The 16,035-nt window shown below is 62.3% G+C and carries 13 protein-coding genes; 10 read left to right on the top strand and 3 right to left on the bottom strand.

From position 1 onward, the window contains the following. Window positions 1-6: 6 nt before the first annotated feature. Genes tssK through tagH form a run of 3 tightly spaced genes read right to left on the bottom strand, consistent with a single transcriptional unit; the run spans window position 7 to window position 3,255 of the window. Window positions 7-1,341, bottom strand: coding sequence for a type VI secretion system baseplate subunit TssK (gene tssK, locus BMH52_RS08820; RefSeq protein WP_019818126.1), 1,335 nt, complete (start codon window positions 1,339-1,341; stop codon window positions 7-9). 18 nt (window positions 1,342-1,359) lie between these two features. Continuing rightward, entirely contained in the window at window positions 1,360-1,869 is a 510-nt protein-coding gene (gene tssJ, locus BMH52_RS08815) for a type VI secretion system lipoprotein TssJ (protein ID WP_019818127.1), read from the bottom strand. Between the two features lie 57 nt (window positions 1,870-1,926). After that, on the bottom strand, window positions 1,927-3,255 hold the full coding sequence (tagH, locus tag BMH52_RS08810) for a type VI secretion system-associated FHA domain protein TagH (protein WP_014720498.1): 1,329 nt from the start codon (window positions 3,253-3,255) through the stop codon (window positions 1,927-1,929). A gap of 393 nt (window positions 3,256-3,648) precedes the next feature. On the opposite strand from tagH, the gene tssA reads away from it, so the two are divergent. The 10 genes from tssA (at window position 3,649) to BMH52_RS08760 (ending at window position 16,029) form a co-directional block, all read left to right on the top strand. Then, the gene (gene tssA / locus BMH52_RS08805) at window positions 3,649-4,668 is read left to right on the top strand and encodes a type VI secretion system protein TssA (protein ID WP_003195555.1); all 1,020 of its coding nucleotides are present in this window, start codon (window positions 3,649-3,651) and stop codon (window positions 4,666-4,668) included. A 54-nt stretch (window positions 4,669-4,722) separates the two neighbouring features. Then, window positions 4,723-5,229 (top strand): type VI secretion system contractile sheath small subunit, encoded by a 507-nt coding sequence (tssB, locus tag BMH52_RS08800; RefSeq protein ID WP_003195557.1) that lies wholly within the window; start codon window positions 4,723-4,725, stop codon window positions 5,227-5,229. Between the two features lie 2 nt (window positions 5,230-5,231). Further along, the gene (tssC, locus tag BMH52_RS08795) at window positions 5,232-6,728 is read left to right on the top strand and encodes a type VI secretion system contractile sheath large subunit (protein WP_073843420.1); all 1,497 of its coding nucleotides are present in this window, start codon (window positions 5,232-5,234) and stop codon (window positions 6,726-6,728) included. A gap of 155 nt (window positions 6,729-6,883) precedes the next feature. Beyond that, complete coding sequence (locus tag BMH52_RS08790; RefSeq protein WP_003195562.1) at window positions 6,884-7,372, top strand: type VI secretion system tube protein Hcp; 489 nt, start codon at window positions 6,884-6,886, stop codon at window positions 7,370-7,372. Window positions 7,373-7,444: 72 nt separating this feature from the next. Further along, window positions 7,445-7,960, top strand: coding sequence for a type VI secretion system baseplate subunit TssE (gene tssE, locus BMH52_RS08785; protein ID WP_003195563.1), 516 nt, complete (start codon window positions 7,445-7,447; stop codon window positions 7,958-7,960). Continuing rightward, a complete protein-coding gene (tssF, locus tag BMH52_RS08780; protein WP_073843419.1) occupies window positions 7,957-9,816 on the top strand; it encodes a type VI secretion system baseplate subunit TssF in 1,860 nt (619 codons plus the stop codon). The genes tssE and tssF overlap by 4 nt, the downstream gene beginning before the upstream one ends. After that, window positions 9,780-10,823, top strand: a complete 1,044-nt coding sequence (tssG, locus tag BMH52_RS08775; protein ID WP_073843417.1) for a type VI secretion system baseplate subunit TssG — start codon at window positions 9,780-9,782, stop codon at window positions 10,821-10,823. Before tssF ends, tssG begins: the two co-directional genes overlap by 37 nt. Further along, window positions 10,816-13,476, top strand: a complete 2,661-nt coding sequence (tssH, locus tag BMH52_RS08770; protein WP_073843415.1) for a type VI secretion system ATPase TssH — start codon at window positions 10,816-10,818, stop codon at window positions 13,474-13,476. The genes tssG and tssH overlap by 8 nt, the downstream gene beginning before the upstream one ends. 156 nt (window positions 13,477-13,632) lie before the next feature. After that, window positions 13,633-15,579 carry a type VI secretion system Vgr family protein gene (locus tag BMH52_RS08765; RefSeq protein WP_014720503.1) on the top strand — a complete coding sequence of 649 codons (1,947 nt, stop codon included), beginning with the start codon at window positions 13,633-13,635 and terminating at the stop codon, window positions 15,577-15,579. Window positions 15,580-15,594: 15 nt separating this feature from the next. Continuing rightward, window positions 15,595-16,029 (top strand): DcrB-related protein, encoded by a 435-nt coding sequence (locus BMH52_RS08760; RefSeq protein WP_014720504.1) that lies wholly within the window; start codon window positions 15,595-15,597, stop codon window positions 16,027-16,029. Window positions 16,030-16,035 lie beyond the last annotated feature (6 nt).

Here is a 16,035-nt window from a genome sequence, read left to right as displayed (position 1 = left end):
CGCCAATTATCCTCGGATCGCCCAGAAGGCCAGGTTCAAGCCCGGGAACTGCCCGGCGATATGGAAGGCGAAACCGCCGGAATTATTCAGCTGCTGCCAGTGCTCGCTGCCACGGTCCAGCTCGTAGTAGGTGCTGCCAGCGTGGTAAGGCAACTGGCGTGGCGCCACCGGCAACGGCAGCAGGCCGATGCCCGGAAGTTGCAGGTTGACCATGTCGCGGATGTGCTCCACCGAGCCGACCTTGCTCTGCTGGCCGAAACGCGCACGCAGGGTTTCGCCGGGCACATCGGCGCGTACCACGAGGATGAAACTGGCGTTGTCGAGCAGGGTCTTGTCGGCCAACATCGCCACATGGATGCCGTAGGCTTTCTCCACAATGGGGATCGGCGTGGCCTTGCTGTCGATGAGCATCGACAGCGCTTCACGCAGGGCCGCCATCACCGGCATGAAGCTCAGGGCCAGGTCGTCGTGCTGGTACTGCGGGTATTCGTGTGGACGGCGGCTGGAGGTTGAGAAGGTGGAAAACTCACCGGCCAGGCTGACCAGTTCGCTGAAGAAGCGCTCCGGGTGCAACGGGCTCAACTGGCTGAAGTGCTGGATCAGCGGCTGGGCGCGGTTGACCAGTTGCAACAGCATGAAGTCGGCGATCTCAGAGGCACCCCCGGCACCCGAGGCCACCACGCGGCCGGCCAGGGCTTCGCCACGCTGGTGCAACAGGCCCAGCAGTTCGCTGCGAAAGGCCGTCAGCGGCTTGCTTGCGGCCACGTCCAGCACGGGCGGGATGTAAGTGTCATCGAGCACCAACGCACGGTCGGCACGCTTTTCCTTGATGCGTACCAGGCCGATGGCGGCGTAGTCGCTGATGCCGTCCTGCGCCGTCAGCAGGCGCAATGCCCGCGACCCCACCGCCACCGGTGCACGGTTTTCGAACGGGGCGTTGTCGTCGCGCACTTCACGCACCTGGCTCACGTAGCGCGCCGCTTCCAGGGCTTCACCCTCGTCCACCGTGTCACGGGCGCCGGCGCGCTTGAGCGGCAGGGCCAGGTACACCAGGCCGTCGCGCAGGTTGTCGTCGATGTTCAACGGGCTCGGCGCCAGGTCGTCCTGGGGAATATTGAACGGCGTGCCATCGGGCAGCAGGCCGCGGGCCGACACAATCGCCAGCTTGCCCTGGGCCAGCAGGCCCTGGTCGATCAGCAGTTCGGAGAACCCCCAGGCACCCGCTGACAACGGACGGCTGCGGGCATCGATCAGGTTTTCCAGGTAACGGTCATGCTGCTGGAAGTGCTGCGTTCCGATGAACATGCCTTCCGACCAGACCACGCGATTGTTCCAGGACATGGGGGCTCCGATTGCTTGTTATTGGGCTGGGCTGGATGGGGAAGCCACGACGTCGGCGCGCACGGCATGCACGTCGAGGCTGATCTGGTATTCGCTGTATTGGCGCGGCGGCACGTTGATGACCGTGCGCCATTGCGCACGGTCCAACTCGCGGTAGCCCACCAGCAAGCCGATCTGGCGCGTGGACGGGTCGAGATCGCGCTGCAGGCTCAGTTGTTGGCCGGGCTGCACCATCACTTCGTCCTGGTCCAGCAGGTCGAGGCCGAGGGTCGATTGCGCACGGTCCGCCAGGGCGAAGTAATCGGAGCGTGAAAAGGTCGCGGCGTTTTTCAATTCGAAAATGCGCACCCGCACCGGCGCGGCCTGGCCGTTGGCACCGGGGTTAAGCCCGGCAATCGCATGAAAATGCAGCTCAACGGCGGCCGTGTCAGCTTCGGCCTCGGCAGCCGCCTGGGGTTTGGCAGTGTCGTTGGCACACGCCGTCAGCAGCAGCGCGGTGGCGGCTGCGAGTAAAAACCTGGGAATCATCCTGCGTCCTCAATGACGTATTTAGCTATCCGTTTTATCCATTGGTGCGAGGCGTTTTCAGCGTCGCTGTCGTGCACTGTGTTCTTCGTAGGCCCGGCTGAATTCGCGACCGAACAGGTCCTGGAAATCGTCCTGGGCCTCGCGGGAAATGTTGCTGTAGAGCTCGGTGAACTGCTGCCAGTACTGGGCCTGGCGCGAACCGTTGAACAGACTCGAGAGGCCGCCGGGTTTGCCCATGCGCTCCTCCAATTGCGCCGGTTCAAAGCGCGTGAGCAGGTGTTTGATCGCCGCTTCCACGCCAGCCATCACGGCCAACTGGTGGGCGCGCAGGTCGTCGAAACTGTCACGTACGGCGAGGTCCGGCGCCATAAACGCCTGGTTGCCATGACGCAGCAACAGCAGTAACGCTTCATCGGCATTCGGGGCGAATTTCAACGGGTTGTTTTCGGCGGGGCGGATCATCGTCTGCTGCATGCGAAACTCGCCCTTGAGGCTGGCACGGGCGCGCAGTACGTCGATCAGGCCCTCGACCATCAGCCGGTAGCTGCGGCCGATGCTTTCCATCTGCGCGCAAGCGTCGGCTTTGTCCAGGCGCAACTGGTCCAGGCCCGCACCGCGCAGAAAGGCTTGCAGGAGGTCCGGTTGTGGCTCGGCATTGGCCACGGGGAGCGCAACAGGCTCGACCACAGGTGGCGGCGGGATGATCGGGTCTGGGGCGGGCGCAGCATTGACCACGGGCGCGGGCGCGTCGCCGAACAGGTCCCAGTCTTCGGGAATCACCGAGCCTTGCACCAATGGCTTTTCGGGCGCCGGTACGGCCACTGGGGCCGGGGGGCGAAAATCGTGTTGCTCGGACGGCACATGGTCCGCCACGGTGGGCGGCGGCACGGCGGTGGGGCTGAGGAAGTCGAACAGGTCTGGCAAAGTTTCCATGGCCGAGGCGCCCTGGAACTGCGGCGCGATCATCGGCGTGGGCGCAGGTTGGCTCGCCACGGCGCCCATCAGCGCTTCAAAGCTATTGGGTGAGTCGCCGGCAAATGGCTGGCTGTCGATGGCCTGCACGTTGAAGTCGATACGCGCCTGGATTTCGTAATCGCCGATGCGGATCAATTCACCGTCTTGCAACGGCTCGCTGTTACCCCGACGCATACGAATACCCGCCTTGACCAACTCCACACCATTGGTGCTGTTATCGGTCAAATAATAACGGCCATCTTTGTATTGAATAACGCAATGTTGCGAAGAGACGAGACGCTCAGGGTCGGGCAATACCCAGTCATTGTCAGAACTGCGGCCAATAGCCATCACGCCCTGATCCATGGACTTTTCGGGGCATTGCCCAGGTGTGATCTTGTGATAACTAGTGATAGTCAAACACAGCGACATCTTGCCTCCTTGCTGATACATCGCGCGCAGTCTACCCAGGAGGCAGCACCGCCCTGGAGAGTCCCGTCCTGTCGTACAAACGACCGCCAAAATCTGCTTTTACCAGCATGATCGCTGATCTTAACTGGCTTCCATGACAAAAAACCGCTCTGGGCGCGCCTTTCGACTCGCCAGTCGCGCAGGTTGTTAAACACCGCACATCTGTCACAGAGGGCGAATAGCTTACCTTGACAAGCCATAAGTACTACACCAAAAATGCACAACTTCTTGAACATCAGTGGTGGCGCAGTAGTGGCACACTGAGTATATGACCAAGAAAACATGCAAAGTTCATTACGCAACTAATGCATGCGTTGCCCGCCATCCAGCGGGCCGATAAGGAGATCGAATTCAGTGGATGTGCCGTTGCTGCTCACCGCCGTTTCCGCGACGTCGCCCTGTGGCGAGGACATGGAATATGACGCGCAATTTCTGCAATTGGAACGTGATGCCAAGGGCCAACCCGAACGCAGCATGGGCGACTCGATCCTGCCCGCTGAGCCGCCCGAGTGGCGCAGCATCCAGCAGCAAAGCCTCGACCTGTTGCAGCGCAGCAAAGACCTGCGCATCACCCACTTTCTGCTGCAAAGCACCCTCGCCCTCCAGGGTGTGGCCGGGCTGGCCGAAGTCCTCACGCTGATCGACGCCTTGCTGCGCCAATACTGGGCCGAGCTGCACCCGCGCCTGGATGCCGACGATGACAACGACCCCACCGTGCGCATCAACGCCCTTACCGGCCTGACCTGCGAGACCAATATTCGTCTGCTGCGCGAAAGCATCCTGACGCGCTCGCGCACCTTCGGGCCCGTGACCCTGCGCGCAGCGCTCAACGCCAGCGGCCTGCAGAGTTTTGCCGATGAGCAGTTGGGCAACCAGCAACTCAACGCCGCGTTCCTGGACAGCGACCCCGAACAACTGCAAGCCACCCGTGACGCCTTGAGCGCGGCGCGTGCGGCGTGCGAGGCCATTGAGCAACAGGTCAATGACCAAGTCGGTTCCGCCCAGGGCGTGGACCTCAGCGCCTTGAAGCAGCCGCTCAAACAGGCCCTGCAACTACTCAACCAAGCGGTGCCAGGCACCGACAGCAGCAGCGATCCCGAGGCCGTCAGTGAAGACAATGCCCCCTCGGTCGATAACGCCGCCGCGCCCGCAGCTCCTCGCCCTTCTGGCGACATCGCCACCCGCGACGATGTGCTGCGCAGCCTCGACAAAATCCTCGCGTACTACACCCGCCACGAGCCTTCGAGCCCGCTGCCGGTGCTGTTGAACCGAGCCAAGAATCTGGTACATGCCGACTTTGCGGCCATCGTGCGCAATCTGATTCCCGATGGCATGTCCCAATTTGAAAACCTGCGCGGCCCCGAAAGCGAGTAAGCCGCCGGACCGTGCAGTAACAACACCGTCGCTCAAGCGACCAGGAGCAGCAACGTGGCGAAGCAAAGTTCTCAGAAATTCATCGCGCGCAACCGTGCGCCTCGAGTGCAGATCGAGTACGACGTCGAGCTTTACGGCGCCGAGAAAAAGGTCCAGCTGCCCTTCGTGATGGGCGTGATGGCCGACCTCGCCGGCAAGCCTGCCGAGCCGCTGGCCCCCGTGGCCGACCGCAAGTTCCTTGAGGTGGACGTCGACAACTTCGACTCACGCCTCAAGGCCATGCAGCCACGCGTCGCGTTCCACGTACCCAATGAGCTGACAGGCGAAGGCAACCTGAGCCTGGACATCACCTTCGAAAGCATGGACGACTTCAGCCCGGCCGCCGTGGCCCGCAAGGTCGACTCCTTGAATCAGCTGCTCGAAGCCCGCACCCAATTGGCCAACCTGCTGACCTACATGGACGGCAAGACTGGCGCTGAAGAAATCATCATGAAGGCGATCAAGGACCCGGCATTGCTTCAGGCACTTGCCAGCGCGCCCAAGCCTGCAGGGGAGCAGTAATCATGACGGACAATACCGCCCGCGAAGGCAGCCAGATCCTGGGTACCACCGAAGAAGCCAGCGAGTTCGCGAACCTGCTGCTGCAAGAATTCAAACCCAAGACCGAGCGTGCCCGCGAAGCCGTTGAAACCGCGGTGCGCACCCTGGCTGAACAGGCCCTGGCGCAAACCGAGCTGGTGTCCAACGACGCGATCAAGTCGATCGAATCGATCATCGCCGCCATCGACGCCAAGCTCACCGCCCAGGTCAACCAGATCATCCACCACCAGGATTTCCAACAACTGGAAAGCGCCTGGCGTGGCCTGCATTACCTGGTCAATAACACCGAGAGCGATGAGCAACTGAAGATTCGCGTGCTCAACATCTCCAAGACAGACCTGCACAAGACCCTGAAGAAATTCAAGGGCACCGCGTGGGACCAGAGCCCGATCTTCAAGAAGATGTACGAAGAAGAATACGGCCAGTTCGGTGGCGAACCTTACGGCTGCCTGGTGGGTGACTACTACTTCGACCAGTCGCCGCCCGACGTGGAACTGCTGGGCGAGCTGTCAAAAGTCTGCGCCGCCATGCACTCGCCTTTCATCGCTGCGGCCTCGCCGACCGTGATGGGCATGGGTTCGTGGCAGGAACTGTCGAACCCACGCGACCTGACCAAGATCTTCACCACCCCGGAATACGCCGGCTGGCGCTCGCTGCGTGAATCGGAAGATTCGCGCTACATCGGCCTGACCATGCCGCGCTTCCTGGCACGCCTGCCGTACGGCGCCAAGACCGACCCGGTAGAAGCCTTCGCCTTCGAAGAAAACACCGACGGCGCCGACAGCTCCAAGTACACCTGGGCCAACGCCGCCTACGCCATGGCAGTGAACATCAACCGTTCGTTCAAGCACTACGGCTGGTGCTCGCGCATCCGCGGTATCGAGTCTGGTGGTGAAGTGGAAAACCTGCCGGCCCACACGTTCCCTACCGATGACGGTGGCGTGGACATGAAGTGCCCGACCGAAATCGCCATCAGTGACCGCCGTGAAGCGGAACTGGCGAAGAACGGTTTCATGCCGCTGCTGCACAAGAAAAACACCGACTTCGCCGCGTTCATTGGCGCCCAGTCGCTGCAAAAGCCTGCCGAATACGACGACCCGGACGCCACCGCCAACGCCAACCTGGCCGCACGCCTGCCGTACCTGTTCGCCACCTGCCGTTTCGCCCACTACTTGAAGTGCATCGTGCGCGACAAGGTCGGCTCCTTCAAAGAGAAGGACGAAATGCAGCGCTGGTTGCAGGACTGGATCCTCAACTACGTCGACGGCGACCCGGCGCACTCCACCGAAACCACCAAGGCCCAGCACCCGTTGGCGGCGGCCGAAGTGATCGTGGAAGAAGTCGAAGGCAACCCGGGGTATTACAACTCCAAGTTCTACCTGCGCCCGCACTATCAGCTTGAAGGGCTGACGGTGTCGTTGCGCCTGGTATCGAAACTGCCTTCGGCAAAAAGCGCATAAGTAACGATTGAGCTAGCTCGTTCCCACGCTCCGCGTGGGAATGCCGCCCGGGACGCTCTGCGTCCCGGTGACGCGTAGCGTCACAGGATGCGTTACCACGCAGAGCGTGGGAACGATCACCCAATCAAGTGGCATGGGCCACACAGGGAGAAAACATGGCTGTTGATATTTTCATCAAGATCGGCGACATCAAGGGCGAGTCCATGGACAAGGCCCACAAGGACGAAATCGATGTGTTGAACTGGAGCTGGGGCATGTCCCAGTCCGGCAACATGCACGTCGGCGGTGGCGGTGGCGCGGGCAAGGTGAATATCCAGGACCTGTCGCTGACCAAGTACGTCGACAAGGCTTCGCCCAACCTGATGATGCACTGCGCCAGCGGCAAGCACATCGACAAGGTCAAGCTGACCGTGCGCAAGGCCGGTGGCGAGAGCCAGGTCGAGTACATGGTGATCAACCTGGAAGAAGTGCTGGTCACCTCCTTGAGCACCGGCGGTTCGGGCAGCGATGATCGCCTGACCGAAAACGTCACCCTGAACTTCGCCCAAGTGATGGTCGACTACCAGCCGCAGAAAGCCGACGGCACCAAAGACGGCGGCGCCATCAAGTTTGGCTGGAACATCCGCTCCAACACCAAACGCTGATAGCCCTTGTGGCCGTGGCCCGGTGCCACGGCCATTGTGTCCCTCTCGCAACCCGTCCGTGGAGCTGCTTTGGTGGTAACTGAAATCGCTTCCCGCGACCGTCTGCAACCGTCCCTGCTGGACCGGTTGACCGACGACGACCCGACCAACCCCAAGGAAAGCGCCGACAAACGCGTGCTGTCCCTGACCCAATTGAAGGCCTCGGTGCTGCGTGACCTGGCGTGGTTGCTTAACACCACCTCGTTACTCGATACCGATGCCACGCTGCACACCCCGGCCGGCACTTCGGTGGTCAATTACGGCCTGCCAGCACTGGCGGGCAACAGCGCGTCGAGCGTCGATATCAAAGCCCTAGAAGCCTTGATTTACCAGGCCATCGCCACTTTCGAGCCGCGTATTTTGCGCCACACATTGCGGGTCAAGGCGCGCATGGGCCATGGCGAGATGAATCACAACGCCCTGAGTTTCGAGATTGAAGGCGACCTGTGGGCACAGCCGGTGCCGTTGCGTTTGCTGTTGCAGACCGACGTGGACCTGGAGTCCGGCCATGTGCGCGTGCTCAATGCCGACCAGCGGAGACGCCCATGAATCCGCGCCTGCTGGAGCTGTACAACCAGGAACTGCACCACGTGCGCGAAAGCGCCGCCGAGTTCGCCAAGGAATACCCGAAGATCGCCAGTCGGCTGACCCTGTCCGGCATGGACTGCGCCGACCCGTACGTCGAACGTTTGCTTGAAGGCTTCGCCTATCTCACGGCCCGCGTGCAGCTCAAGCTCGACGCCGAGTACCCGACCTTCACCCACAACTTGCTGGAAATCGCCTACCCGCACTACCTGGCACCGACGCCGTCGATGACCGTGGTGCAATTGCAGACCGACCCCGATGAAGGCTCCCTGGCTGGCGGTTTCCCGTTGCCCCGTGACACGGTGCTGCGTGCCGCCTTGGGCCGTGAAACCCAGACCTGCTGCGAGTACCGCACCGCGCACCCGGTGACGCTGTGGCCGTTGCAGGTCAGCAACGCCGAATATTTCGGCAACCCCGCCGCCGTGCTCGGACGCCTGGCCGCCAGCGAACCGAAAGCCAAGGCCGGCCTGCGCCTGACCCTGCGCACCGGTGCCGAGCTGCCGTTCAACAGCCTCGACCTGGATACCTTGCCGCTGTACCTGAGCGGCGCTGATGAACAACCGTTTCGCCTCTACGAACAACTGCTGGGCAATGCCTGCACGGTGTTTGCGCGCCAGCCCGGTGGCGATTGGGTCGAGCGCCTGCCCCAGGGCGCGTTGCGTTCGCGGGGGCTCGATGATGCCGATGCGGCCATGCCGGTGGTGGCGCGGGCGTTCCAGGGCTATCGCCTGTTGCAGGAGTACTTCGCCCTGCCCCATCGCTTCCTGTTCGTTGAGTTCGCCGAGTTGAGACGCGCGGTCAAGCGGTGTGACGGCCAGGAGCTGGAACTGATCGTGTTGTTCGACCGCCACGAACCGAGCCTGGAAGGCAGTGTCGGCGCGGCGCAGTTCTTGCCGTTCTGCACGCCCGCCATCAACCTGTTCCCCAAGCGCGTGGACCGCATCCACTTGTCCGACCGGGTCAATGAACACCATGTGATCGCCGACCGTACGCGGCCGATGGATTTCGAGATTCACTCCTTGAGCGGCATTACCGGCCATGGCACCGGACCGGAGCAGCCGTTCTTGCCGTTCTACGCAGTGCGCGATCCGTCGCGCTATGGCCGCGACCAGGCGTATTACAGCGTGCGCCGCGAGCCACGGGTGCTGTCCAGCGACCAACGCCGCAATGGCCCACGCTCCACTTATGTGGGCAGTGAAACCTTCGTCAGCCTGGTGGACAGCCGCCAGGCGCCGTATCGCCATGACCTGCGCCAACTGGGCGTGACGGCGCTGTGCACCAACCGGGACCTGCCGCTGTTCATGAGCGTGGGCAACGGCAAGACCGACTTCACCCTGGCCGACAGCGCGCCGGTACTGGCCGTGCGATGCGTCGCCGGGCCAAGCCGCCCGCGTGCCAGCCACGCACATGACGCCAAGGCCTGGCGCCTGATCAGCCAGTTGTCGCTCAACTACCTCTCCTTGAGCGAACAGGGCCAGGGCGCCGGCGCCTTGCGCGAATTGCTGCGCCTGTACGGCGACAGCAATGACGCCGCCCTGCAATTGCAGATCGAAGGCCTGCGCGAAGTCAGCAGCAAGGCGGTGACCCGACGCCTGCCGATGCCTGGCCCGATTGTGTTTGGCCGCGGCCTGGAAATCACCCTGGAGTTCGATGAAAACGCGTTTCGCGGCACCGGCGTGTTCCTGCTCGGTGCAGTGCTGGAGCGCTTCCTGGCACGCTACGTGTCGATCAACAGCTTTACCGAGACGGTGATCCGTACCACCGAACGCGGCGAGATCATGCGATGGAAAGCCAAGCCCGGACGGCGTCCGACCCTGTGAGAACCCTGGACGCGATGCACCAGGAGCCCTGGGAATATGACTTCTTCCAGGCATTGCGGCGCATCGAGTGCGAAACGCCCGAGCTGCCACGCCTGGGCCATTCCCTGCGCCTGGCCGATGATCCGCTGCGCCTGGGGCAGCAGGCCGATTGCACCTTCGCACCCGCCACCCTCGCCTCGGTCGCCCCCGGTGGCGACGGCAAGCCGGCGCGGTTGGAGCAGTTCTTCTTCGGCCTCGGCGGCCCCAACGGGCCGCTGCCGCTGCACATCACCGAGTACGTGCGCGAGCGCCAACGCAACAACGCCGACAGCACCAGCAAGCAGTTCCTGGATGTATTCCACCATCGCCTGCTGACCCTGTTCTATCGGGCCTGGGCCGAGGCGCGGCCAACGGTCAGCCATGACCGCCCGGACGATGACTACTGGTCCGCCCGCCTCGCCGCCCTGAGTGGCCGCGGGATGCCGAGCCTGCTCAATCAAGGGCTGATCCCCGATACCGCGAAGCTGCATTACAGCGGCCATCTGTCGGCGCAAACCCGCTACCCGGATGGCTTGAAAGCGATCCTGGGCGAGTACTTCGGCCTGCCGGTAGAGATCGAGGAATACGTCGGCCAATGGCTTGAACTGCCCGAACGCAGCCGCGTGGGGGTCAGCGCCAACCAGTTGGGCGTGGACTTCTGCCTGGGCAGCCACGTGTGGGACCGCCAGCACAAATTCCGCATCCGCCTGGGCCCGCTCACGCTGGATGACTACATGGGCATGCTGCCCGGCCAACAGCCGTTCAACGAGCTGGTGGCCTGGGTGGCCGAGTACCTGGGCCATGAATTGGACTGGGACTTGAACCTGGTTTTGCAACAACCCGAAGTACCGGCGCTGCAACTCAACGGCCAGTTCCGCCTGGGCTTCAACACCTGGCTCGGCCAACCTGCGCATGACGCCAACGACCTAATCCTGGCCCGGCATTACGCCGACCACGCCACCACCTCAAGGAATCCAGAGCATGGGTGAAATCAGTCGCGCCGCACTGTTCGGCAAACTCAACAGCGTGGCCTACAAAGCCATCGAAGCCGCCACCGTGTTCTGCAAATTACGGGGCAATCCGTATGTGGAACTGGCCCACTGGTTTCACCAGTTGTTGCAACTGCAGGACTCCGACCTGCACCGCATCATCCGCCAGTTCAACGTGGAGCCGGCGCGCCTGGCCCGCGACCTCACCGAAGCCCTGGACCGCCTGCCGCGCGGCTCCACGTCGATCACCGACCTGTCCTCCCATGTGGAAGAGGCCGTAGAACGCGGCTGGGTGTATGGCAGCCTGATGTTTGGCGAAAGCCAGGTGCGCACCGGTTATCTGGTGCTGGGCATCTTGAAGACACCGAGCCTGCGCCATGCGCTGCTGGGCCTGTCCGGCGAGTTCGACAAGATCAAGGCCGAGGCCTTGAGCGAGCGCTTTGACGAATACGTCGGTGACTCGCCGGAAAATGCCTTGAGCGCCAGCGACGGTTTCAATGCCGGTGTGCCAGGCGAGGCCAGCGGTGCCATGGCGCCCAGCGCGATGGGCAAGCAGGAAGCGCTCAAGCGTTTCACTGTGGACCTGACCGAACAGGCCCGCAGCGGCAAGCTCGACCCAATCGTGGGCCGTGACGAGGAGATCCGACAACTGGTGGACATCCTCATGCGTCGGCGCCAGAACAACCCGATCCTTACCGGTGAAGCCGGGGTGGGCAAGACCGCCGTGGTCGAAGGTTTCGCCCTGCGCATCGTCGCCGGTGACGTGCCGCCCGCCTTGAAAGACGTGGAGCTGCGCAGCCTCGACGTGGGCTTGCTGCAAGCCGGCACCAGCATGAAAGGCGAGTTCGAACAGCGCCTGCGCCAGGTCATCGAAGACGTGCAGGCCTCGCCCAAGCCGATCATCCTGTTTATCGACGAAGCCCATACCCTGGTGGGTGCCGGTGGCGCTGCCGGCACCGGTGACGCAGCCAACCTGCTCAAGCCTGCCCTGGCCCGTGGCACCTTGCGTACCGTGGCTGCCACCACCTGGGCCGAGTACAAAAAGCACATCGAGAAAGACCCGGCCCTGACCCGCCGCTTCCAAGTGGTGCAGGTTGCCGAACCGTCGGAAGACAAGGCCCTGCTGATGATGCGCGGCGTGGCTTCCACCATGGAAAAACACCATCAGGTGCAGATCCTCGACGAAGCTCTTGAAGCCTCGGTGAAGCTCTCCCACCGCTATATTCCGGCGCGCCAGTTGCCGGACAAGTCCGTAAGCCTGCTGGACACCGCCTGCGCCCGCGTCGCTATCAGCTTGCACGCGGTACCAGCAGAAGTGGACGACAGCCGTCGGCGTATCGAGGCCCTGGAAACCGAGTTGCAAATCATCGCCCGTGAGCATGCGATCGGCATTGCCATTGGTGCGCGTCAAACCAATAGCGAAGCGCTGCTGACCGCCGAGCGTGAGCGTCTGGCCACGCTGGAAAGCCGCTGGGCTGAAGAGAAAGCCTTGGTGGATGAACTGCTCGCCACCCGCGCAACCTTGCGCGAGAAAGCCGGTGTGGTGGACAGCGGCAACGATGAGTTGCGTGCGCAATTGGTCGACCTGCAACAGCGCCTCACCGCCCTGCAAGGCGAAACCCCGTTGATCCTGCCGACCGTGGATTACCAGGCCGTGGCCTCGGTGGTCGCCGACTGGACCGGCATCCCGGTGGGCCGCATGGCGCGCAATGAGCTGGAAACTGTGCTCAACCTCGACCAGCACCTGAAGAAACGCATCATCGGCCAGGACCATGCCCTGCAGATGATCGCCAAGCGCATCCAGACCTCCCGCGCCGGCCTCGACAACCCGAGCAAGCCGATTGGCGTGTTCATGCTGGCCGGCACCTCGGGTGTGGGCAAGACCGAAACCGCCCTGGCCCTGGCCGAAGCCATGTATGGCGGTGAGCAGAACGTCATCACCATCAACATGAGCGAGTTCCAGGAAGCCCACACCGTGTCCACGCTCAAGGGCGCACCTCCGGGCTATATCGGCTACGGCGAAGGCGGTGTGCTGACCGAAGCGGTACGGCGCAAACCCTACAGCGTGGTGCTGCTCGATGAGGTGGAGAAAGCTCACCCGGACGTGCACGAGATTTTCTTCCAGGTGTTCGACAAGGGCGTGATGGAGGACGGCGAGGGCCGGGTGATCGACTTCAAGAACACCTTGATCCTGCTGACCACCAATGCCGGGACAGAGCTGATATCCCAGGTATGCAAAGACCCGGCGAACATCCCCGAGCCCGAGGAAATCGCCAAGGCCCTGCGCCAGCCACTGCTGGAGATTTTCCCGCCGGCCTTGCTCGGTCGCCTGGTGACCATCCCGTACTACCCGCTGAGCGATGAGATGCTCAAAGCGATCACGCGCCTGCAACTGAACCGCATCAAGAAGCGTGTGGAGAACACCCACAAAGTCGCGTTCGAGTATGACGACGCAGTGGTCGACCTGATCGTCTCGCGCTGCACCGAGACCGAAAGCGGCGGGCGCATGATCGACACCATCCTGACCAACAGCCTGCTGCCGGACATGAGCCGCGAGTTCCTCACGCGCATGTTGGAAGGCAAGGCACTGGCGGGGGTGCGGATCAGTAGTCGGGATAATGAACTGCACTACGACTTCAGCGACACCGAATAATTATTGTTGGAATACGGTCAGTGTGGGAGCTGGCTTGCCTGCGATAGCGGTCTGACATTCAGCATTGATGTTGACTGATCCACCGCTATCGCAGGCAAGCCAGCTCCCACAGTTGATCCGGTTCCGTCAGTGATGACGGTATTTACGGGACTACCGATGCTATTCAACCAAGCCTCACGCCTGGCCAAGATCAACAGCCCCCTCGGGCCGGATGTGCTGCTGCTCAACGAAATGGGCGGCGGTGAAGAGTTGGGCCGGCTGTTCAACTATGAGCTGCAACTGACGTCCCTGGACGCCAACATCGACCTGAACCAATTGCTGGGTAAACCGATGAGCGTCGGCCTGCAACTGGCGGACGGCGGCGAGCGGCATTTCCACGGGATCGTTGCGCGGTGCAGCCAGAACATCGACAAAGGCCAGTTCGCCAGTTACCAAGTCACCCTGCGCCCTTGGCTGTGGTTGCTCAGCCGCACCTCCGACTGCCGGATTTTCCAGAACCTGAGCATCCCGCAGATCATCAAGCAGGTGTTCCGTGACCTGGGTTTTTCCGACTTTGAAGACGCCCTCAGCCGGCCGTATCGCGAGTGGGAGTACTGCGTGCAGTACCGCGAGACCAGCTTCGATTTCGTCAGCCGACTGATGGAACAGGAAGGCATCTACTACTTCTTCCGCCATGAACAGGACCGCCATGTGCTGGTGCTGGCCGACGCCTATGGCGCCCACACCAGCGTGCCCGGCTACGCGTCGATCCCCTACTACCCCAAGGACGAGCAGCAGCGCGAACGCGACCATATGCACAATTGGCACCTGGCGCAGGAGGTGCAGCCGGGCTCGCTGGAGCTCAACGACTACGACTTCCAGCGCCCCAGCGCGAGCATCGACGTGCGCTCGGCCATGCCGCGCCCGCACACCGCCGGCGACTACCCGCTGTACGACTACCCCGGTACCTACGTGCAAAGCGCCGACGGCGAACACTATGCGCGCACCCGCATCGAGGCCCTGCAAACCCTGCATGAACAGATTGAGTTCAGCGGCAATGCGCGCGGGCTGGGCTCGGGCCATCTGTTCAGCCTCACCGGTTTCAGTCGCCAGGACCAGAACCGCGAGTACCTGATCGTCGGTTGCCGCTACTTCATCGTGCAAGAAAGCCTGGAAAGCGGTGGCGGTTCAGGCTCGGCGCAGTTTGAAAGCAGCCTGACCTGCATCGACGCCCAACAGAGTTTCCGCCCGCTGGCCAATACTCACCGCCCCATCGTCAAAGGCCCGCAGACCGCCTTGGTGGTAGGCCCCAAGGGCGAGGAAATCTGGACCGACCAGTACGGCCGCGTGAAGGTGCATTTCTACTGGGACCGCCACGACCAATCCAACGAGAACAGCTCGTGCTGGATTCGTGTGTCGCAATCCTGGGCCGGCAAGAACTGGGGCTCGATGCAGATTCCGCGCATCGGCCAAGAGGTGATCGTCAGCTTCCTCGAAGGCGACCCCGACCGACCGATCATCACCGGGCGGGTCTACAACGCTGAGCAGACGGTGCCCTACGACTTGCCGGAGAACGCCACCCAGAGCGGCATGAAAAGTCGCTCCAGCAAAGGCGGCACGCCGGCCAACTTCAATGAAATCCGCATGGAGGACAAGAAGGGCTTGGAGCAGTTGTATATCCATGCCGAGCGTAACCAGGACATCGTGGTGGAGGTGGATGAAAGCCACTCGGTGGGGCATGACCGCAACAAGAATATTGGGCATAACGAGACGGTGACCATTGGCAGTAACCGCCTGCGGGTTGTGCGCAATAACGACACGGTGATCGTGGGCGGTGCCAAGTCCGACAGCGCCGCCACGAGTTACACCATCGAGGCCGGCGAGAGTCTTCGCCTGGTGTGCGGCGACAGCGTGATTGAGCTCAAGGCTGGCGGCGACATCAACCTGACCTGTGGCTCGTTCAACCTGTTTTCCACCGGCAGCAGCAAGATCCAGACGAAGGGCAAGCTGGACATCAACCTGGGCAGCGACAAAGGCACTTCGCCGGGTGCCCAGGGCGTGCAAAGCACGATCAAGTCCGCCGTCGAGTCAAAATTCCCCGGTAAGCCCGGTGCTGGTCAATAACGAGATTTCTTCACCATGAACTACCTGATCAACGAAGCCCAGTTCACCCTGCCTGATGCCGAAGTGCAGGACACCTCGATCAATATCCTCAAGTTCGCCAAGCTGGGCACCACCCTGGTGGTGAGCCGCAGCCCGTTGGCGGACGGCGAAAGCCTGCAAAGCAATTTTGAAGGCCAGCTGAAAAAACTCGAGCAGCAGGTCAAAGATCTGCGCTATAGCCCTGCACAAGCGGTCAAGGTCGGCCCAGCGCAGGACATCGATGCGTTTGAAGTGCAGAACCACTTCAACAAAGGCAGCGACAACATTTACCAGTATCAGCTGGCGATGCAGATACCTGGCACCCGCAATCTGATTGCCCTGAGCTACGTAAAGACCCAGCCCCTGGGCCCTGCCGAAGCGGCACACTGGGCAACGCTGAAAAACACACTCCACTTCCTCGCCACGCCCTGAGTCGAG

This window comes from Pseudomonas sp. BTN1 (assembly GCF_001907715.1).
Classification (GTDB): Bacteria; Pseudomonadota; Gammaproteobacteria; order Pseudomonadales; family Pseudomonadaceae; genus Aquipseudomonas; species Aquipseudomonas paracarnis.
The sequence above is the reverse complement of the archived record's forward strand: the minus strand, read 5'-3'. Positions and strand labels throughout refer to the sequence as shown.

Coding starts and splice junctions, on each gene's coding strand:
- tssK (WP_019818126.1), bottom strand. CDS start 1,341: ATGTCCTGGAACAATCGCGTGGTCTGGTCGGAAGGCATGTTCATCGGA.
- tssJ (WP_019818127.1), bottom strand. CDS start 1,869: ATGATTCCCAGGTTTTTACTCGCAGCCGCCACCGCGCTGCTGCTGACG.
- tagH (WP_014720498.1), bottom strand. CDS start 3,255: ATGTCGCTGTGTTTGACTATCACTAGTTATCACAAGATCACACCTGGG.
- tssC (WP_073843420.1), top strand. CDS start 5,232: ATGACGGACAATACCGCCCGCGAAGGCAGCCAGATCCTGGGTACCACC.
- BMH52_RS08790 (WP_003195562.1), top strand. CDS start 6,884: ATGGCTGTTGATATTTTCATCAAGATCGGCGACATCAAGGGCGAGTCC.
- tssF (WP_073843419.1), top strand. CDS start 7,957: ATGAATCCGCGCCTGCTGGAGCTGTACAACCAGGAACTGCACCACGTG.
- tssG (WP_073843417.1), top strand. CDS start 9,780: ATGGAAAGCCAAGCCCGGACGGCGTCCGACCCTGTGAGAACCCTGGAC.
- tssH (WP_073843415.1), top strand. CDS start 10,816: ATGGGTGAAATCAGTCGCGCCGCACTGTTCGGCAAACTCAACAGCGTG.
- BMH52_RS08765 (WP_014720503.1), top strand. CDS start 13,633: ATGCTATTCAACCAAGCCTCACGCCTGGCCAAGATCAACAGCCCCCTC.
- BMH52_RS08760 (WP_014720504.1), top strand. CDS start 15,595: ATGAACTACCTGATCAACGAAGCCCAGTTCACCCTGCCTGATGCCGAA.